The organism is Micromonospora sp. NPDC050397, from assembly GCF_044901685.1.
GTDB lineage: Bacteria > Actinomycetota > Actinomycetes > Mycobacteriales > Micromonosporaceae > Micromonospora_G.
In genome coordinates this window covers 31,360-50,607 of the sequence record NZ_JBJDPS010000010.1, presented here as the reverse complement: position 1 = coordinate 50,607, position 19,248 = coordinate 31,360, and the positions used below count along the sequence as shown (strand labels likewise).

Sequence of the window (19,248 nt, the reverse complement as noted above, 5' to 3'; positions counted from 1 at the left end):
GGCGCAACCCGCTCGCCCGGGTGCGTACGCATGCGCCGGTCCCGCCTCCTCCGGTCTGCCGTACGGCCGGACCGGCCTCCCTCGCGCCTGTCAACGAACACCGCCGCCGCGGTGCCCGTCGGGGATCCCAGTTAGCCAACAGGGAGAAGAAATGGCGCGACCCATCACGCTCTTCACCGGCCAGTGGGCCGACCTACCGTTCGAGGAGGTCTGCCGGCTCGCCTCCGAATGGGGCTACGACGGCCTGGAGATCGCCTGCTGGGGCGATCACTTCGAGGTCGACAAGGCCATCGCCGACGAGTCGTACGTCGAGCGGAAGAAGGAGACCCTGGCCAAGTACAACCTCCAGGTCTTCACCATCTCCAACCACCTGCTCAGCCAGGCGGTCTGCGACCACCCGATCGACGAGCGGCACCAGGGCATCCTGCCCGCCCGGATCTGGGGCGACGGCGAGCCCGAGGGGGTCCGGCAGCGGGCCGCCGAGGAGCTCAAGGACACCGCCCGCGCGGCCGCGAAGCTCGGGGTCAACACGGTCGTCGGCTTCACCGGCTCGTCCATCTGGCACACCCTGGCCATGTTCCCGCCGGTCCCGCCGTCGATGATCGAGAAGGGGTACGAGGACTTCGCCAACCGCTTCAACCCGATCCTCGACGTCTTCGACGAGGTCGGCGTACGGTTCGCGCACGAGGTCCACCCGAGCGAGATCGCGTACGACTACTGGACCACCAAGAAGACCCTCGAGGCGATCGGCAACCGGCCGGCGTTCGGGCTCAACTGGGACCCGTCGCACTTCGTCTGGCAGGAACTCGACCCGGTGAACTTCATCTTCGACTTCGCCGACCGGATCTACCACGTCGACTGCAAGGACGCCAAGGTACGCACCGGCGACGGCCGGCGTGGCCGGCTCGCCTCCCACCTGCCCTGGGCCGACATGCGCCGGGGCTGGGACTTCGTCTCCACCGGCCACGGCGACGTGCCCTGGGAGGACTGCTTCCGCGCGCTGAACGCGATCGGCTACGACGGCCCGATCTCGATCGAGTGGGAGGACGCCGGCATGGACCGCCTCGTCGGCGCCCCGGAGGCGCTCCAGTTCGTCCGCCGGCTCGCCTTCGACGCACCGGCCGCCGCGTTCGACGCCGCCTTCGCCAGCAAGGACTGACCCGCCCTGGCCGGCGCGGACTCACCCCGTTTAGCCAGCAAGGACTGAGCCGCCTCGGGCCGGCGCGGACTCGGCCCGCTTAGCCAGCAGGGAGTGACCCGTACCGTTCCGCGACGAGGACACGGCGGCGGGCCGGTCGCCCGGTGGCGACCGGCCCGTGCCGTACCGCACGCGCGCGAGCGCATGGGCGACCGTGCCGTAACTCAGGCGCCGGAGCGCGTCAGCCAAGCGCCGGAGGGCGTTTGGAAGGGGCCCTTCCTATCCGTATCCGTTAACAAGGGGCCCTTCCTTACCCTCGGTCAGAAGGAGGCGGTGCCGGTGCCGGGTGGGGTGGTGCCACGGGTTGTCGAGGTCGAGGTCGACCCGGCACCCGTGGAGGTCAGCTCGGTGGTGTTGCCGTTGGCCGTCGTACCGGCACCGAGCTTCTCGCCCAGCCGGGTGTGGCTCAGCCGGTCCTTGCCCTCGGCGTAGAGCCGGTTGGCCTGCGCCTGGGCCACGCCGGCCGCCTCCTGCACCGTCGGGTGGTCGAGCACCTTGCGGCCACGGACGACCAGTTCCTCGTACTTCTCCCGGCCGGCGCGGGCGCCTAGGACAAAACCCGCGGCCAGTCCGCCGATGAACCACAGCTTTCCGCGCATGGCGGCTCCTTTCGTGCCTGACGCGCCGTTGCGCCCTCCGAGGCCCGGATGGGCAACCGCGTCGCGCCTGCGTCGTCTGTGCTCATGTACCTACCCATACTCCTCGAAGGTCATGCCTGTCCGTGGCAGGCACGACATTTTGCCTGCACAACCGTGTGGGCTGTTTCGCCGATAACCCCGTAGCGCGTACCCCCGGGGAGTCCTGTACTCTTATGCCGTCGCAAGGGCGCTGGAAGATCCTTCAACCGGCAACCAAACGATCCCCCGTAGCTCAATTGGCAGAGCAGCCGGCTGTTAACCGGCAGGTTTTTGGTTCGAGTCCAAACGGGGGAGCTTTCCCCACAACCCAGCCCGTCGGCCCCGCCGGCGGGCATCGTCGTATCCGAGGACGATTCGGCGGGGGCCGGGGGTGACGATGCGGGGGATCCGGGACCGGGCCGCCGGCACACTGGTCGCCGTCGCCGTCGCCGTCGCCGTCGCCGTGTTGCTGGGCGCCGTATTGCTGGGCGCCGTGTCGCTGGGCGCCGGTGGACCCGACCGGCCCGACCACCGCCTCGACCAGCGTGTCCGCCATGCCCGCTGACACCGAGGTGGTGATCGTCGGCGGCGGCCTGGCCGGTCTCGCCGCCGCCCGCCGGCTGCACCGCTCCGGCGTGCCCTGGCTCCTGGTCGAGGCGACCGACCGGCTCGGCGGGCGGGTGGCCACCGACAACGTCGACGGCTACCTGCTCGACCGTGGCTTCCAGGTGCTCAACACCGGCTACCCCCGGCTCGGCACCCTGCTCGACGTCGGCATCCTGGACCTCGGCTACTTCACCTCGGGCGTGCTGGTCCGCCGCAACGGCACGCTGCACCGGCTCACCCACCCGCTGCGCGATCCGATCGCCGCACCCCTGTCGGCCTCGGCCGGCGTCGGCACCCTCCGCGACCGGCTCCGGCTCGCCGCGCTCGCCGCCACCTGCGCCGCCACCGGGGTACGTCGACTGCTCGACGCACCCGAGCTGACCACCGAGCAGGCGCTGCGCCGGGCCGGGCTCTCCAACCGCATCATCGAGGAACTGCTCCGGCCGTTCCTCTCCGGCGTACTCGCCGACCGGGCGCTGGAGACCTCCAGTCACGTCACCGCGCTGATCGCCCGCTCCTTCGTGCGGGGAAGAATCGGCGTGCCGGCCGGCGGGATGGCAGAGTTGCCGGCGGCGGTGGCCGGGCCGCTGCCGCGTACCCTGCTGCGACTCGGCACCCCGGTCACGGCGGTCAACCCCGGCCGGGTCCGCACCCCCGACGGGGACATCCGCTGCCGGGCCGTCCTCGTCGCCACCGACCCGGGTACGGCAACCCGGCTGCTGCCCTCGCTCGGCCCGGTACGCACCCGAGCCCTGACCACCTACTACCACTCGGTGGCCCATCCACCGCTGGACGAGCCGATCCTGCTGCTCGACGGCGACCGTCGGGAGATCGTGGCGAACACTGTGGTGATCAGCCGGGCCGCGCCCACGTACGCCCCACCCGGCCGGCACCTGGTCTCCACCTCCGTGGCCGGCCACACGCCGCCACCCGAGACGGTCGTCCGCGCCGAACTCGGCCGGCTGTACGGCTGCCGGACCGACGACTGGGAGCACCTGACCACGGTCAACCTGCCCGCCGCGCTGCCGGCCGCCCCGCCGGGCCAGGGACGACTGCGTCAGCCGGTCGATCTCGGTGACGGGGTGTTCGTCGCCGGTGACCACCGGGACAGCCCGTCGATCCAGGGCGCGCTGGCCAGCGGTTGGCGTACGGGCGGCGCGATCGCACGGCACCTGACGCCGAGGACCTGACGTGTCGGTCGGCGCTGTTATCCTCGGCGGTGCCGGCCCGTCCCGGGTCGCTGCGGGCGCTCGCGGGCGCCGGTCAGCGGTCGGTGGGCGAGCGGGCACGCGGGTTACCATTCCCGCACCACAAGGGGTGGTAGCTCAGCAGGTTAGAGCAGAGGACTCATAATCCTTCGGTCGCGGGTTCGAGTCCCGCCCGCCCCACTTGTTGATCTTCGGTGCGAACCTGGCCAGGCCACCCGCTTGAGGTACAATTTTCTGTACCTGCCCTGGAGGTGATCATGCGGACCGTAAACTTTACCCAGCTACGGCAGAACCTGGCCGCCGAACTCGACAGCGTGATCAACGACGCGGAGGAAGTGGTGGTGACCCGGTCGGGCCACGATCCCGTGGTGATCGTGCCGCTTGCGGAGTACGAGTCGATGAAGGAGACCGAGTACCTCCTGCGCAGCCCGAGCAACGCCGCCGCTCTGCGCCGATCGATGGCGGAGCTTGAAAAGGGCGACGCGGCGGAGAGGGATCTGATCGACCCGGCCACCGTGCGGGACGTCGCATGAGGCTGGTCTTCACCGCGACGGCGTGGAGCCAGTATCTCAGCCATACAGACCGTAAGTTGGTCAAGCGCATCAATGACCTCATCGCGGACGTGATGCGCAACGAATACGAGGGCATCGGCAAGCCGGAGCACCTTCGGGGGGAGCTGTCCGGCTTCTGGTCCCGGCGGATCGATCGCGAGCACCGGCTGGTGTATCGGATCACCAAGGACGACGTCGAGATCGTCGCCTGCCGTTACCACTACGTTGACCGGTAGCGGACTGGACTGGAACCAGGAGCATCGGTCGTCTGGCCACCGAACCTCGGGACGCGGGAACTGAGGCTTCGCAGCGGCACACCGGCGATGGTCGCCGGTTGGTTCGCCTGGTGGTGCCTCCGGCCCACCGAACGGATACCCGAACGGTGGGGTTCGCGAGCCGCGAAATCGCAGGCCACTGTGGGTATCTTGGCCGCGATGCCGGGCCGGGACCTGACTCCGCGTGCGGGGCGGTCCGGTGGGGATCTCCGCAGTGTCGTCATGCGGCTCCACCACATTCACCTTGACAGCCGGCGGAGACGCGGCGGGTGAGGGTCCGGGCGGGTTCACCGGCACGCCGGGAATCGGCAGCGGTCAAGCGTCGTAGACGTGGCGCGCTTGGTGAAGGAGACGGCGACGCTGGAGCCACGGAACAAGGCCGACAGGTGCGAGGGTGCGACGCCGGACGGCCATGGGTCTTCCGAGGCGGCGATTGCTGGTTCAGACCGGTCGACGAGCGGCGGATGACGCGAACGACGAGCCGAAAATCCTCTGGCAAGAGAGTTTAGGCCGAGCTATACCCAATCCGTGCCCCAGGAGCTACCGCGCCGGGCGTCCGCTCGCGGACACGCTGCGTTCCTCGATCATCAACTCAAGGAACTGCGTCCGAGGCCAGGGCGGGACGTCGCGATCCGCATCCTGTTTGTCTTCGATCCCTGGTCGCAGGCGGTGCCGTTGGTGGCCGGCAACAAGGCTGGCGACTGGACGCGGTGGTACGAGCAAGCGATTGCGGTCGCTGAAATCGCGTACGAAGGCTGGCTCGCTGTGGAGGGAAACGGAGGCAGGGCTGATGGGCGACTTCCACGACCGGAACGACATCCGCGCCGAGTTGCATGACGGGGACGACGATGCGCTCGATGCGGAACGTGCCCGAACCGAGGCGTGGATCGGTGCGTTCCACCTGGCCGAGGAGCGCAAGCGGCTTGGGCTCCCCCGGCGGCAGGTGGCCGAACTGATGGGGGTCACCCCCGGCCGGGTCAGCCAGATCGAGAACGGTGATCCAGCCGCCAACGAGGTGGCTACGCCCAGCCGGTACGCACGCGCCCTCGGTGCCCGTATGCGGATCATCTTTGACTACGGCAACGACCTTCGCCAGTCGCCTGAGCTGTGGGCGGCGGCAAATGGCTGCCTGCGACGAGTTCCAGGAAGCGTAGGGGCAACGGGTCGCCAACCGGACATGTGCGGCGGCCGGACACCCGCGTGGGCCGACGCGGGTGAGGCCGTGGCGGGCGCTGCTGGAGGCGGGTCGGCGACAGATGAGATAGGCGTACGGCAATCTATGGTGCGTTGGCGTCGGGTCGTCTCCGATCACGTGAATGATTTGTTGGGGCAACGGGCACGCGTCAGCGGGGCGGAGAGGCCTGCTCTAGTGGGCGTCCGTGAGCTCGGATCGCGTCCGAAACGGCGACGCCCATCAGGACGGCGGCGGCTGCTGCGGCGACCCCGAGTGGCGGCAGGCTGATCATTACCGGCACCATGGCCGCGAGGACGAGGATCCCGATCGGCCGTGGCCAGGACACGCGGGTGAAGGCCACGTGCTCGAATATTGAGCGCCCGGCGAGGTAGAGCGCGGGCCCACCGAGGATGGCGCCGACCCAGGCGGGTTTGGCGTGTCCCGTTGGATCTATGAGGACGAGTTCGGAACCGGCTGAGGTGGCGACGATGCCGGACACCATGAGCAGGTGGGAGAGCTCGACCGACCGACCGAGCCTGCCTGGATTGGCGGATGCCGCGATGGCCTCGCCCAAGATCTGCCCGGCTCGGTAGAAGTAGATTCGCCACAGCAACACCGTGGTGAGGAACGACAGTGCAAGGGCCAATGTTCGTTCGGCCACGATCGGACCGCGCAGAAGACTCGATCCGGAGGTCAGGATCGTCTCACCAAGCGCGACGATGACGAGCTGCCAGTAGCGTTCAGCCAGGTGCTCGCCCGCGACGGCCCACGGGGACACCTGCGAGCGACCCAGCCGCGGTACCGGCCAGCCGAGTCTGCCCCCCAGGTAGTCGATCACCAGGGCCAGCGTCCACAGTGAGTTCCGCGCCACCTCCGATGCGAAAAGAGCCCCGGTAAGCCACGGCACGGCCGACATGCCGAACCAGACGAGCGCCAGCATGTTGACGCGCCGCAGATCGTGACCCCGCAGGGTGAGTACGAAGAAGAGGGTACGGCCCACCTGGATCGCGACGTACGTACTCGCGAAGAGCAGGCCGGTCTCGGCGAGCGCCCCGGATATCGCGACCGCCAGTAACAGGCTCCCGAACATCGTCGCGAGGACAACGAACTGGATCGCCGGCTGGAACGGGTCGTATCTGCTGGTCGTCCACGCCGTCTGGGCCCAGATCCACCAGAGGGCCAGGAACAGCAGCAGAGTCTCGCCGTTTTCCGAGAGGGAAGTAGTCAACGTCTCAGCGACGTGACCCCTGGTGTAGTCCAGCACCAACTCGTGCACGATCCGGGTGAGCGCGAAGACGTACACCAGATCGAAGAACAGTTCCAGGAAGGTCGGCCGCTGCGGACTCTCACGCTTGCGCAGCAGATTGGCCACTCTGTTCGTTGTCACCGGTCCGCCCGCTTCGCCCGCTTCGTCTGCTTGTCGCTGAAGCAGTCGTACCACGTCGCCGCGCCGCCGTCGCATAAGACGAACCTCCCGGGCGGCCCGCGTGTCAGGTTGGGGTCGGGCCTCTCGTCGGCTTCAGGCGTTGCTGGAGCCCGTCCGATCACACCTCGAGAACGTCCACGTCGTACGGCGCTATCGACGGGTCGCGGGAGGCCAGGGTCAGACTCTCGGTGATCGCTTGGGCCACCAGCATGCGGTCGAAGGGATCGCGGTGATGCGGTGGCAGGCAGCCGGCGGCGATGGCGTGGGCGTGGGTCACCGGGAGTTCGGGGAAGCCCATGTCTCTTACCCGGCCTGCGAGGTCAGAGGGTCCGGCGAGTTTCCCCGTACTCGGTTTGATGGTGATCTCTCTGTCGCCGGTGATGGCCCAGAGCGCGACGTGGGTGTCCAGCAGCAGGGTCATGCGCCGATGTCGAAGTCGGCGGTGATCTCGGCGTTGGTCTGTGGTCGGTCCCAGTCGCCGGAGAGGCCCAGTTGCCCGGCGAGGGAGCCGACTGCGGTGCGGTTGGCCCGCCGGACCAAGGGCTTGGTCTAGCCTGCTTGGCCCCATGCGCCGGCGGTTCTGCTGCTCGGGTCGGAGTCACCAGACGCCGTGCGAGCCCGTAATCTGGGCAAGGTCAGGGTCGACGGGCCCGCAGGTGCGGCCGGTGTGCCGGCAGCGGATCACCGGTGATCGTGGCGGTGTGGTTCGCATGGTGATGCCTCCGGCCTACCCATGGCAGGTGCGCGAACCGCTCGTCGAGGACGGGCGGTTTTGTCCGGGTATCAAGGCTCAGGACGCGTCGCTCGCCCCTATCCGGCCGCGCTGACCTGCACAGACGATGCGGCGTGTTTACGTTCGGCTGTGTGCCTGTTCGGCAGCGCGATACCTTCGGCGACCAAGATCGTGCCGTTAACCATGGCGTCGCCCTGACGGCCAGCGACGCCTGTCACTCACGGCAACCCTGGTGCGGACGGGAGACCGCCGCCGCGTCGCTACGCGGGACATCGCACTCGGCGGGTACGCCGAGCATCTGGGAGTTGTTCAGTGACAGTGAGTTCATCACGCCTGCGGAGCAGGATTCCAACCGCGCCGGGGCGGGCTCGTACGGCCGATCGCGGGCGCAACCGGTGGCGGACCACCGCGGTGACCGTGCTCACCGCAGTGGTGGCCACGGCGTCCACCGGGCTTGTCGTCACGCCCGCCGCCGCCAAGCCGACCGAGGACAAGAGCAAGCCGGTCGACTACACGTCGTTCGTCAACCCGTTCGTCTCGACGGCGGGTGACGACGGCAACGACCTGCCCGGCGCCCAGGCACCGAACGGCATCGTGAAGGTCAATCCTCTCACCATGCCGGGGCGCAACCACTCGGGCTACGACTACAACCAGACCCACATCGCGGGGTTCACGCAGACGAACCTCGACGGGGTCGGCGGCTCCGGCGGCGGCGGCGACATCCTGGTGGTGCCGACCCAGGTCGAGTACGGTGCCCGGCCGTCGACCGGTTCGTACTCCCACCCGTTCACGCACGACAACGAGACCGCCACCCCCGGGTACTACCAGGTGCGCCTGGGCGAGATCTCGGGCCGCGACGGTGCCGTGCAGAACGGGCCGGGCGCGATCAACGCCGAGGTGACCGCGACAACCCGTACCGCGCTGCACCGCTACAGCTTTCCCGACGGCGCCAAGCCCGAACTCGTCGTCGATCTGAACAACAACTTCACCAGCCGTACCGGCTCGTCGGTCGACGTCGAGCGGCTCGGCGACGGCCGGGTCGCGTTGTCGGGCGACATCAGCGGGAACTTCAACGGAGCGTCCTACGCGCTCCACTACCACGCCGAGACCGAGCAGCCGGTCGTGTCGTTCAAGACATGGGGATCGGGCGAGTTCGGCGACGCGGTATCCCGGCGCGGCACCGACACCGGTGCCGTTCTCACCTTCGCGCCCGAGGACGCGGGCAAGATCGGCCTCCGGATCACGGTCTCGCCGATCAGCGCGGACCAGGCGCGCGTCGACCAGGACGCCGAGGTCGGGGACCTCTCGTTCGACGACGTACGGGCCGGGACGAAGGCCGTCTGGAACGAGCGGCTTGGCAAGGTCGACGTCTCGGCCTCGGTGAAGGCCGACTCCGACGGTACGTTGCGCCGCCTGTTCTACACCCACCTGTACCGCATGTTCGCGCTCCCGATGAACGCGACGAGCACCTCCGGCACCTACCGAGGGGTCGACGGGGTGGTGCACAAGGTCGACGACTTCACCTACTACGACGCGTGGTCGTCGTGGGACGACTTCCGTAAGTACTCGGTGTTCGCGTACGTCGATCCCGAGATGTACCGCGACATGATCCAGTCGCTCGTCTACCTCTTCGCCGACGTGCAGAGCACCGGCAAGGGCATCGGCGGGCTCACCCACTCCGTGCCCACCGTACGCTGGGAACGCTCCGCGGTGATCATCGCCGACGCGCTCTCCAAGGGTTTCACCGGCTTCGACCGCCTGGACCAGGCGTACCCGGCGCTGAAGAGCTACGTCGGCTTCTACAACGGCAACCAGCTCCGCCAGGGGTACATCGAGAATCGCCCCGGTGACTCGGTGCAGCGCGGGTACGACCAGTGGGCGCTGGCGATCGTCGCCGACACCCTCGGCCGGGCCGACGACGCGAAGCAGTTGCGCGCACAGGCCGCGCTGCCGATCGCGAACCTGTACAAGCCGGGCGCGTGGACGGCGGCCGACGGTGCCAAGGTCGGACTGCTCACCCCGCGCGACGCGGCCGGTAACTGGGGCGACGTCGACTACGCACGCTTCGAGGCGGCGAACCTCTACCAGGGCACGCTCTGGCAGTACAACTGGTACCCGGCGTACGACATGGACGGCGTCGTGAAGGCGATGGGCGGCCCGGAGGCGGCCCGCCGCGCGGTCACGCACTTCATGGGCGAGGACGATCCCGACAACGGCCTCGCCATGCTGCACTCGAACGCGAACGAGATCGACCTGCAGGCGCCGTACCTGTTCAACTACGTGGGGCTGCCGAGCCTGACCCAGAAATCGGTACGCACGATCTACACGAAGGAGAGCTGGAACCGCTACATCGCCACGGGCAGCACCGACGAGTACCCGAGCGGTAGCGGCGAGCTCCGCCCGCCGCTCAAGACCAAGGTCTACAAGCTCGACCCGCGCGGCTTCCTGCCGACCATGGACAACGACGCCGGCACGATGTCGACGATGTTCGTCGCCGCGGCCATCGGCCTGTTCCCGGTGACCGCCGGCTCGGCGCAGTACCAGATCGGCTCGCCGTTCTTCGACCGTACGACGATCTCGTACGCCGACGGGCGCAAGTTCACCGTCTCGGCCGACGGCGTCTCCGGTGACTCGTACTACATCCAGTCGGCCTCGCTCAACGGTGCCAGCTTCGGCAACACCTGGCTCGACTACCGCACCCTCGTCAACGGCGGTTCGCTGGACGTACGGATGGGCGCGAAGCCGTCGAACTGGGGCACCCACGGCAAGCCGGCGTACTCGATGAGCACCGCGGGCGACGACAACGGTGGCGGCACCCCGGGCGGCTCCACCGTGCACGCGTCGACCATGACGATCGCGGCTCGTGCCGACGGTCGGGTCAACGACACGATCGAGCTCTCGCTGCGCGGGGCCGCGAAGTTCCGTGGCGCTCGCGGCAAGAGCTACCTCGCGAGTGGCGCCGCCGCGATCCACGGCCTGCCGGCCGGCGTGTCGGGGGACGTCGTGGGCGTCGACGCGTCGACGGTCCGCGTGACGCTGTCGGGTTCGACCACGACGGGTGGTCGCTTCTACGTCACCTTCGCCGACTCGGCGTTCACCGGTCGCGTCTCCGCCCAGCAGGTGACCGGCGACGGCCTGTCGTCGCGCGACGCGCTGTCGATCTCGGTCGCCGAGGCGGAGCGCGCGAAGCTGCGCAAGCTCGTCGACGAGGGCCTGCTGGTACGTCAGGGGAACCTTTCCTACGCGTCGTACCACGCCTTCCGGAGTGCGCTCGAACGCGCCCAGACGGTGCTCGCCGACAACTCGTCGACCACCTCGGCGCTGCGCAACGCGACCGAGTCGCTCAACGGCGCGATCGCCACGCTCACCCTTGACCAGGGCGGCTACCGCAAGCTGGAGGCCGAGCAGTCCGACGAGTGGTCGGGCGGCGACCTCAAGAACGAGGCGAACTCCTCCAACGGCAACCTCGGCGGCGTACGTGACGGATCGTGGATCCGTTACCGGAACCTCGACTTCGCCGGTGTCGCCCCGAAGGCGCTGACGATCCGGTACGCGAGCTCGTACCCGCCCAGCGGCGCGCCGAGCTCGATCGAGGTGCACGCCGGGACGCAGGACGGTCCGCTCGTCGGTAAGGCTTCGCTGCCCGGTACCGGAAGCTGGGGTAACTGGGTCACCATCCACGCGGAGATCACCGATCCCGGGGCGCTCATGCAGGCCCGCGACGTGACGCTCGTCTTCCACGCCCCGGCCGGGCAGGACTGGGTGTCGAACTTCGACTGGTTCCAGTTCCTCTCGACCGCGCCCGGCGAGGAGCCCGAGAACCCGGGTACCACGCTCAAGCCGCTCACCGCGACGAACACCTCCCAGACCGGCAACGGCCGGCTGCCGCTGAACCTGTCGCGCGGGCTGTTCGAGAACGTGACCGACGGTGCGTGGGCCCGGTGGAGCGGCGTCGACCTCAGTGGGAACGGCGTGGAGAGCGTCACCGTGTCGTACGACAAGCCACGCTCGCGCGCGGCGTCGGACTCGCACATCGAGCTGCACCTCGGCGCGGCCGACGACAAGCGCGTGGTCGACATCCAGTTGCCGTACACCGCCGACGGCTGGGGCACCGAGGGCAAGGTCACGGCCGAGGTCCCCGCGTCGGTGTTCACGGGCGTGCAGGACGTCGTCGCGGTGTTCCGCTCCACCAACCACACCGACGCGCAGCCGTACGTCGCGAACGTCACGTCGTTGACGTTCACGACGGCCGCGCCCACGCCGAGCAGTGTGGTGATCGAGGCCGAGAAATGGGCCGGCAACAGCGGCAACGGTCTCAAGAGCGAGCAGAACACCTGGGACGACGGAACGCAGGTCACGAACCTGGCCGCCACCTACAACGGTGCCTGGCTCGACTACGGCACGATCGACTTCGGGTCCAAGGCGCTCGACCAGGCTTCGGTGCACTACGTGAACAACTCCTCGCGGTGCGGCCAGAACTCGGCGGTCGACATCTACCTCGACCACTTCGACCCGGCCTCGCCCGGTGACCCGTACGTCGCCATCCCGCTCCCGGTGACGGGCTCGGCGTGGCAGAACGCCGCGACCACGACGGTCTCGCTCCCCGCTGGCCTGACCGGATCACACCGGGTCTACCTGCGGCTGCGGACCACCCCCGACGGCAACCACCCGTACGTCGCGAACATCGACAACCTGACCATCGCGACGGCTCCGGAGGGTGAGGACCCGTCGGACGGGGACGACGGTCCCGTCGACAGGTCGGCCCTCGACAGCGCGATCACCGAGGCGACGACGTACGTCGGTGCCAAGGCCCGCTACGGGAGCATCGCCTTCGGGGTGTTCGAGCGTGAGCTCGAGAAGGCCCGCGCGGTCGCCGGATCCGAGACCGCGACCCAGTCCGAGGTCGACGCCCAGGCGCGGGCACTGCGACTGGCGTTCGGCCAGCTCGTCCCACGGGCACGGCTGTCGCTCGAGAACACCGTCGAGCGGGCCGGGTCGGTCGAGCAGCGTCGGTACACCGACTCCTCGTGGAAGGCGTTGACCACCGCACTCGCGGCGGCCAGGGCCAGGCTCGCGGATGCCGGGGCGAGCGATGCGGCGTTGGGCAACGCGGAGGCGGCGCTCACGAAGGCGCTCTCCGGCCTGAAGGTCAAGCCGAACGAGGTCCCGGCGGTCCCGGCGGCCGTCTCGATCGAGAGCGACGCGAGCAGCGTCACGGTGCGCTGGTCGGCTCCCGAGGACGACGGCGGTACGCCGGTGAAGGGCTTCGTGGTCGCGCTCAAGGACGGGCACGAGATCGCCGTCGACGATGCCGGGCAGACGTCGGCCGTTTTCACCTGGCTCAAGCGCGGCAGCACGGAACGTGCCCGGGTGCGCGCCGTGAACGCGGTCGGGGCATCGGCCTGGTCCTCGTTCACCGAGCCGGTCAACGTGGGCGCGAGCGCACCGCACCCGCCGAAGATGGCCTCGGCCAGGACGGTGGGCACGGACGTCCGCGTCTCGTGGACCCCGGACGATGACGGTGGCGCGGAGATCCTAGCCTACCGGGTGACCCTCGACCAGAAGCGCACGCAGGTCGTCACGGGGAGCGCCCGCGAGGTCGTGTTCCCCGGCGCCGGCGGTGGCTCCCACACGGCACGGGTGGTCGCGGTCAACGCCGTGGGCACCTCGGCCGTGCCCGCTTCCGTGGCCGCGGCGCAGGCGTCGGCCGGCGCGTCGACCTCGGCGGCACCCGGGCCGTTCCCGCCGGAGGTGTTGTCGGCGCACTACGACTCGGACTCGTGGCCGGCGACGCCGGACGGCAGCCCGTACTTCGTCAACCTGCTGCGCGGTGTCACGCAGCTCGGCCCCGACGTGCGTGGCGCGAACGAGAAGGTCGCGAACCTCGACAAGGTGTCGGCGTACAACGACACCAAGGCGCTGGAGATCAACCGCTCCGCATCGAGCGACCAGGTCAAGCGGGCCGAGAACGACGCGGACCACGGCTCGGACACCACGATGGCGGACGGGCTCGGCTCGCGGCTGGGCGACCTGTACCTGAAGGCGCGCGGCGACGGCAAGCTGCCGAAGACCGACGCGTTGTTCGGCCGGATCACGTCGGGGCTCGACGGCACCGGGACGGCGAAGAACACGTACGCCTACAAGCGCCCGTACGTGCGTATGGGGCTCGTCGGCGAGGGCGGTCTGGTCCGCGATTCGAGCAACGGCTCGTACGGTGGGCTCGCCGGCGACGGGTCGTTCCCGAGTGGCCACACCTACGGCGGCTACACGGCGGGCACCTTCCTCGCCACCCTGCTGCCGGAGCTCGCGCCGCAGATCCTCGCCCGGACCTCGGAGTACGGGGACAACCGGATCGTGCTCGGGTTCCACTACCCGCTCGACGTGATGGGCTCCCGGATGACCGGGCAGGCCACCGTCGCGCACCGCTGGGCGGATCCGGCGTTCGAGGACCTGCTGATGCAGACGCACGACGAGATCGAGTCCGTGTTGCTCGACGAGTGCCGCGAGGAGGGCTTCGACTCCCTGCTCGCCTGTTCCGGGGAGCCGTACCGGGGGCTCGACGCCGACCGGGCCGAGTCGCTGTACACGGAGCGGATGTCGTACGGCTTCCCGCGCGTGGGGCAGCCGAGCGTTCCGGCGAACATCCCGGACGAGGCCGGCGCGCTGCTGACGACCGCGTTCCCCGAGCTGACAAACGCGCAGCGGGTGCAGGTCCTGGAGCAGACGGCGCTCGACTCCGGCTACCCGCTCGACCTGACCGCCGCGGGCGATCCGAGCTGGCAGCGCATCAACCTCGTGCGGGCGATGATCGCGCGGGTCAAGGTGAACCAAGACGGTACGGTCACCGTCACGAACTACCCCGACGACACGAAGGCGAGCGTGGCTACCGCGTCGGCGCTGACGGTCGACGGGGTGGCGGTCGACGGGTTCGACGCGGGCACGCAGACGTACATGGTCGACTGGCCGAAGAACCGGCGCATGCCGACTGTCGCCGCCCGGCCGACCGAGCGCGGTGCGAAGGTGTCGACTTCGACCGGCAAGGACGGCACGCGTGTGCTGACCGTGACCTCGTCGAACGGCCAGATCAGTCGCAGGTACACGGTGGCCTTCTTCCTGACGGGGGACGACCACCGGCCGGGCACGGGTCAGCCGGGCCACCCGGATCACCCGGGCCACCCGGGGAAGCCGGGTGGGCACGGACCGTGGGCGGCGATGTCGTACACGCCCGTCGACGGACTGCGGCTCTGGTGGCAGGTCGCACTGCTCCTGGCCGCGTGGGGAATCGCCGCCGGCACGACCCGGTGGCTGCGGAGGCGTACCGCCTCCAGGCGTTGATCCTGAATAGGTAGCTGAAGCACGACGGTGGCTGTCACCCCTGGGTGGCAGCCACCGTCGTACGTACCAGCCGGCTGTGCCCACCGCCCGACAACACCGGGCGTACCTGCCCTTGTACGTCTGCCGGGGTCGCATCGATCGGCCGGGGTTGCATTGATCAATTAGTGTGCTGCCGTGCACCGGGACATCGAGGTTGGCGAGGTGTTGCCGGTGCGCACCACGCCGATGACCAGCTCCCGAGGAGATTCCATGCCCCGCCTGGCCGAAGACCTCGTCCTGCTCCTGCTCGACGACACCAGCGGTCGCAGCACCGTCGACCTGGGGCGCCGCCACCGCGCGGTGGGCAGCGCCGTGCTGCTGGAACTGGTCCGGGCCGGCCGCGTCACCATCGTGTCGGCCCCGGACGTGGCGGAGGCTCGGGTCCACGTCACGGACAACAGCCCCACCGGTGACCAGATCCTGGACGTCGCCCTGGGCAAGCTGGCCCCGAAGCCGCTGAAGGTCGGCTGGGCGGCGGAGAACCTCGGCCATGACTGCTGGCTGCCGCTGCTGGACCTGCTGGCGGCCGATGGCGCGGTCCGGCTCGAACAGCAGCGGGTGCTCGGCGTGATCAGGACCAGGACCTGGCCGGCGGTGGACGGCACCCGGGAAACGCTGGTCCGCGACGCCATCGCGGCTGCTCTGCGAGGAGCAAAGCCGGACGAGGAGACCGCGACGTTGATCACTATCCTGCACGGTGTCGGCGCCGTTCCCGGTGTCGCCGACCGGCCCACCCGGGGGCGTGCCGAGGAGATCGCCCGCGCCGGCTGGGCGGCGGGCCCCCTCAGGGATGCGTTCCACGGCCTCGACCCGGCGCAGATCTTCGTCCTCCTCGCGGCGAGCTGACGGCGTCGGTGTCGCGGTAGGACGGTCCTCGCGCGGTGGCCGCCCGTACCGGTCGGGGTGAAGGGTGACGGGCGGCGGGCGGCGGCTGCGACGGATGCCGTGCGCATAGATGGACATCCATCGGGCTGTGGATCATAATCGACCCGGCGCGACGTCGAGAGGCGGTACCGCTACCTGACCGGAGGACGCTGACCGACCACCCACCGACCCGTCAGTCAGAACGGAGCGACCCCGCGTGCGCATTCCAACCCGACCCGTCCGAGGATCCCGAACGACGGCCGCGCTCACGGCCGCCGCACTGGTGCTGTCCACCCTGGTCGCGGCGGCCCCGGCCCGGGCCGCCGGCGCGGTCTACGATCCCGTACCGGAACAGCAGATCCAGTCGCGGCTCGGCCTCGTCCTCACCGAGTACGCGGCCTTCCCCAAGTCCGAACCCATCCCGGCACCGACCGACGCCCGCCTGATGCGGCAGGCCCGGATCAACACGATCATGGAGGTGCCGGACGGCTCCGGGCGGCGGGCCGTACCCGACCTGAACGGCAGCCTCTACCTGGTCCGGGACGGCGTGCCACACGTCTACCTCGACCTGGCCGCCACCTTCGCGCCGAAGTTCTTCTCCGGTCGCGGACTCGGCCAGGGCTTCGGGTACGTCGCCTTCCACCCCGACTTCCGGCGCAACGGCAAGCTCTACACCGTGCACACCGAGGCCGCCTCGGCCGCGACCGACGCCCCCGACTACGTCCAGAGCGGCGTTGTCTACCACGGTGTCATCACCGAGTGGACCGCGACCGACCCGGCCGCCCAGACCTTCGCCGGCACCCGCCGCGAGGTCCTGCGGATCGGCTTCGGCGGGCAGGTGCACGGCATCCAGGAGATCAACTTCGACCCGACCACCCGACGCGGCGACCCGGACCACGGGCTGCTCTATGTCGCGGCCGGGGACGGCGGCCTCGGGGTCCGCAACACCGACCCGCAGAACCTGGGCATGCCGCACGGCAAGCTGCTGCGGATCGACCCCGCCGGCACGAACGCCCCCAACGGGCGGTACGGCATCCCGCCGGCCAACCCGTTTGTCGGACGGGCCGGAGCACTCGGCGAGATCTACGCGTACGGCATGCGTGACCCGCACCGGTTCAGTTGGGACCGGGCCACCGGCCGGATGTACCTCGGCCACATCGGCGAACACGCCGTCGAGGCGATCTACGAGGTACGGGCCGGCGACAACCTCGGCTGGAGCGAGCGGGAAGGCGCGTACGTCTTCGACAGGACGTCGACCAGCGCCTGCGACAAGCTCCTCCCGCTGCCGGCCGACGACGCCCAGTACGGCTACACGTACCCGGTCGCCGCCTACGACCACGAGCCGGCGCCGGGCTGGAACTGCACCGCGGACGTCGGCGTCGCGGTGGCCGGCGGCTTTGTCTACCGGGGCCGGGACGTGCCGACGCTGCGCGGCAAGTACGTCTTCGGCGACCTCGTCGACGGGCGGGTGCTCTACACCGAGGTCGACCGGATGCGGCGCGGCCACGACCCGGCACCCGTCCACCGCCTCGCGCTGTTCGATGCCAGCGGCAACCCGGTACGGATGCAGGACCTCTCCGGTCCCGGGGCACCGGGTGACCCGAGCCGGGTCGACCTGCGGTTCGGCACCGACGCCCAAGGTGAGCTGTACCTCCTGGCCAAGGCGAACGGCAAGATCTGGAAGGTCACCGGTACGAAGGTGTTCGCCGCCGCCCCGGTCGGCGACACCAGGGTCCGGGACACCGTGCGCCCGAGCAACTGGGCCCCGGTCACCCCGGCCAAGTGGCGCTTCACCGGCGAGAAGGTGATCCTCGCCGAGGCGGGGGAGCAGCGCCCGGGTCCGCGCCGCCCGTTCGAGTACGCGGTGCTGACCGCCGGCCCCGAACTCGGCGCGGTCGAGGTCCGGGCGCAGGTCCGGCTCGACACCCCGGTCGAGGTGACCAACCGGGACGTGATCATCGTCTTCGGCTGGAAGTCCGACACGCAGTTCTACTACGCACACCTCTCCACCGACAACACCATCTATCCGCACAACGGCATCTTCAAGGTCGACAACGCCGACCGGGAGCGGCTCGACCACCAGTGGAACGGGCGCTCCGAGGGCGCCGCACCGGCCGTCACCGACGCCGCCTGGCACGAGGTACGGGTGAAGCACCTGCCCACCACCGGCGAGATCGCGGTGTACGTCGACGGGAACAAGGACCCGCTGATGACCGCCCGGGACACCACGTTCCGGTCCGGGCGCGTCGGGTTCGGCTCCTTCGACAACGTTGGCAGCCTGCGCGACCTGAAGGTACGCGGCACCCCGGCCTGACACGGCCGACGCCGCCCGTCGAGCGTACGGGGGGACCGGGGGCAAGCCGCCCCGGTCCCCCCGTACGACGGGTTGATCGGCCCGGGACGAGGACCCCGGCGTTCGGGACCCGCGACGTACCCCGGTGGTCACTGCCCGAACGGGCCTCGCCGAGCCGGTCGAGATCCGTTACGGTGATCGAATCGTCCTCTCGTCGCGTCACCGAATCCTGGCCGCCGTGGCGGCCGTCGCCGTCGCCCTCGGCCTGGCGCTCTTCGTCGTTTTGCGCTCCACCGGGGACAGTCCGGACGACCGGGTGGCCCAGTCCGTCCCACCCACCGCCAACCAGGTGGTCCAGCCCGGCGCACCGGGTCAGCCCGGCCGTACCCTCTCACCGGTCGAGCAGTCCCAACTGCCGGCGCCGCCGGCACACAACCCGGCCGACACGCAGTTCATGCAAAGGATGATCGGGCACCACCGGCAGGCGCTGGAGATGACCGCACTCGTCGCGGACCGCGCGCAGAGCCCGGAGTTGTCGCTGGTCGCACGTCGGATCGACACCTCACAGCGGGACGAGATAGCGCAGATGGAGCGTTGGCTCACCGAGCGCCGCGAGGCTCTTCCCGGTCCGCACGCGCACCACGCCGAACACGACGCCGTGATGCCGGGCATGCTCACCCCGGAACAGTTCGGCCAGTTGGAACGTGCGCGGGGAGCGGAGTTCGACCGGACCTTCCTCGAACTCATGATCCGGCACCACGAGGGCGCGTTGACCATGGTCCAGCAGCTCTACGCGGCCAACGGCGGGCTGGAGCCGGCGAGTGACCGGTTTGCCCGCGAGGTCAACGCCGACCAGGGTATCGAGATCAAGAGCATGCGGGAGTTGCTGGCCCGACTCCCGCGCTGAGCGGCTGGTACGGACCCGGGGG

14 protein-coding genes, 2 tRNA genes and 1 pseudogene are annotated in these 19,248 nt (G+C 69.7%); 13 read left to right on the top strand and 4 right to left on the bottom strand.

The window, feature by feature from the left end; all coding sequences use genetic code 11:
* The first annotated feature begins 151 nt into the window (after positions 1–151).
* Positions 152–1,159: a sugar phosphate isomerase/epimerase family protein gene (locus ACI2K4_RS26490; RefSeq protein ID WP_404515125.1), complete on the top strand. Its 1,008-nt coding sequence runs from the start codon at positions 152–154 to the stop codon at positions 1,157–1,159.
* 299 nt (positions 1,160–1,458) lie between these two features.
* Here the strand turns inward: ACI2K4_RS26490 and ACI2K4_RS26485 are convergent, their stop codons facing one another.
* A complete protein-coding gene (locus tag ACI2K4_RS26485; protein WP_404515123.1) occupies positions 1,459–1,797 on the bottom strand; it encodes a hypothetical protein in 339 nt (112 codons plus the stop codon).
* Between the two features lie 260 nt (positions 1,798–2,057).
* Between ACI2K4_RS26485 and ACI2K4_RS26480 the strand changes: the two genes are divergently transcribed.
* From ACI2K4_RS26480 to ACI2K4_RS26445, 8 genes are all read left to right on the top strand, one after another.
* Positions 2,058–2,130: transfer RNA gene (locus ACI2K4_RS26480), tRNA-Asn, on the top strand.
* A gap of 76 nt (positions 2,131–2,206) precedes the next feature.
* Entirely contained in the window at positions 2,207–2,380 is a 174-nt protein-coding gene (locus ACI2K4_RS26475) for a hypothetical protein (protein ID WP_404515121.1), read from the top strand.
* Positions 2,370–3,611, top strand: coding sequence for an NAD(P)/FAD-dependent oxidoreductase (locus ACI2K4_RS26470; protein WP_404515119.1), 1,242 nt, complete (start codon positions 2,370–2,372; stop codon positions 3,609–3,611). Before ACI2K4_RS26475 ends, ACI2K4_RS26470 begins: the two co-directional genes overlap by 11 nt.
* Before the next feature lie 124 nt (positions 3,612–3,735).
* Positions 3,736–3,809, top strand: a tRNA-Ile gene (locus ACI2K4_RS26465).
* Positions 3,810–3,886: 77 nt separating this feature from the next.
* Entirely contained in the window at positions 3,887–4,162 is a 276-nt protein-coding gene (locus ACI2K4_RS26460; protein ID WP_199757668.1) for a type II toxin-antitoxin system Phd/YefM family antitoxin, read from the top strand.
* Entirely contained in the window at positions 4,159–4,416 is a 258-nt protein-coding gene (locus ACI2K4_RS26455) for a Txe/YoeB family addiction module toxin (RefSeq protein ID WP_404515116.1), read from the top strand. Before ACI2K4_RS26460 ends, ACI2K4_RS26455 begins: the two co-directional genes overlap by 4 nt.
* 567 nt (positions 4,417–4,983) lie before the next feature.
* Positions 4,984–5,292, top strand: a complete 309-nt coding sequence (locus tag ACI2K4_RS26450; RefSeq protein ID WP_404515114.1) for a type II toxin-antitoxin system RelE/ParE family toxin — start codon at positions 4,984–4,986, stop codon at positions 5,290–5,292.
* Positions 5,246–5,917 carry a helix-turn-helix domain-containing protein gene (locus tag ACI2K4_RS26445; protein ID WP_404515112.1) on the top strand — a complete coding sequence of 224 codons (672 nt, stop codon included), beginning with the start codon at positions 5,246–5,248 and terminating at the stop codon, positions 5,915–5,917. Before ACI2K4_RS26450 ends, ACI2K4_RS26445 begins: the two co-directional genes overlap by 47 nt.
* Here ACI2K4_RS26445 and ACI2K4_RS26440 read toward each other — a convergent pair.
* The 3 genes and pseudogenes from ACI2K4_RS26440 to ACI2K4_RS26430 form a co-directional block, all read right to left on the bottom strand.
* Positions 5,799–7,001 carry a low temperature requirement protein A gene (locus ACI2K4_RS26440; RefSeq protein ID WP_404515110.1) on the bottom strand — a complete coding sequence of 401 codons (1,203 nt, stop codon included), beginning with the start codon at positions 6,999–7,001 and terminating at the stop codon, positions 5,799–5,801. The genes ACI2K4_RS26445 and ACI2K4_RS26440 overlap by 119 nt on opposite strands.
* Positions 7,002–7,173: 172 nt before the next feature.
* Positions 7,174–7,476, bottom strand: a complete 303-nt coding sequence (locus ACI2K4_RS26435) for a type II toxin-antitoxin system VapC family toxin (RefSeq protein ID WP_404515108.1) — start codon at positions 7,474–7,476, stop codon at positions 7,174–7,176.
* Positions 7,473–7,598, bottom strand: a pseudogene (locus tag ACI2K4_RS26430) (prevent-host-death protein); the annotation flags it as partial. The pseudogene ACI2K4_RS26430 and the gene ACI2K4_RS26435, both read right to left, overlap by 4 nt.
* A 601-nt stretch (positions 7,599–8,199) precedes the next feature.
* Between ACI2K4_RS26430 and ACI2K4_RS26425 the strand changes: the two are divergent.
* From ACI2K4_RS26425 to ACI2K4_RS26410, 4 genes are all read left to right on the top strand, one after another.
* On the top strand, positions 8,200–15,123 hold the full coding sequence (locus tag ACI2K4_RS26425; protein WP_404515106.1) for a glycoside hydrolase domain-containing protein: 6,924 nt from the start codon (positions 8,200–8,202) through the stop codon (positions 15,121–15,123).
* Between the two features lie 174 nt (positions 15,124–15,297).
* Entirely contained in the window at positions 15,298–16,008 is a 711-nt protein-coding gene (locus ACI2K4_RS26420) for a GPP34 family phosphoprotein (RefSeq protein ID WP_404515104.1), read from the top strand.
* A gap of 235 nt (positions 16,009–16,243) precedes the next feature.
* Positions 16,244–18,340, top strand: a complete 2,097-nt coding sequence (locus tag ACI2K4_RS26415) for a PQQ-dependent sugar dehydrogenase (protein ID WP_404515102.1) — start codon at positions 16,244–16,246, stop codon at positions 18,338–18,340.
* Between the two features lie 124 nt (positions 18,341–18,464).
* Complete coding sequence (locus ACI2K4_RS26410; RefSeq protein ID WP_404515100.1) at positions 18,465–19,226, top strand: DUF305 domain-containing protein; 762 nt, start codon at positions 18,465–18,467, stop codon at positions 19,224–19,226.
* Positions 19,227–19,248: the final 22 nt, after the last annotated feature.

Coding starts and splice junctions, on each gene's coding strand:
- ACI2K4_RS26490 (WP_404515125.1), top strand. CDS start 152: ATGGCGCGACCCATCACGCTCTTCACCGGCCAGTGGGCCGACCTACCG.
- ACI2K4_RS26485 (WP_404515123.1), bottom strand. CDS start 1,797: ATGCGCGGAAAGCTGTGGTTCATCGGCGGACTGGCCGCGGGTTTTGTC.
- ACI2K4_RS26470 (WP_404515119.1), top strand. CDS start 2,370: ATGCCCGCTGACACCGAGGTGGTGATCGTCGGCGGCGGCCTGGCCGGT.
- ACI2K4_RS26460 (WP_199757668.1), top strand. CDS start 3,887: ATGCGGACCGTAAACTTTACCCAGCTACGGCAGAACCTGGCCGCCGAA.
- ACI2K4_RS26455 (WP_404515116.1), top strand. CDS start 4,159: ATGAGGCTGGTCTTCACCGCGACGGCGTGGAGCCAGTATCTCAGCCAT.
- ACI2K4_RS26445 (WP_404515112.1), top strand. CDS start 5,246: ATGGGCGACTTCCACGACCGGAACGACATCCGCGCCGAGTTGCATGAC.
- ACI2K4_RS26435 (WP_404515108.1), bottom strand. CDS start 7,476: ATGACCCTGCTGCTGGACACCCACGTCGCGCTCTGGGCCATCACCGGC.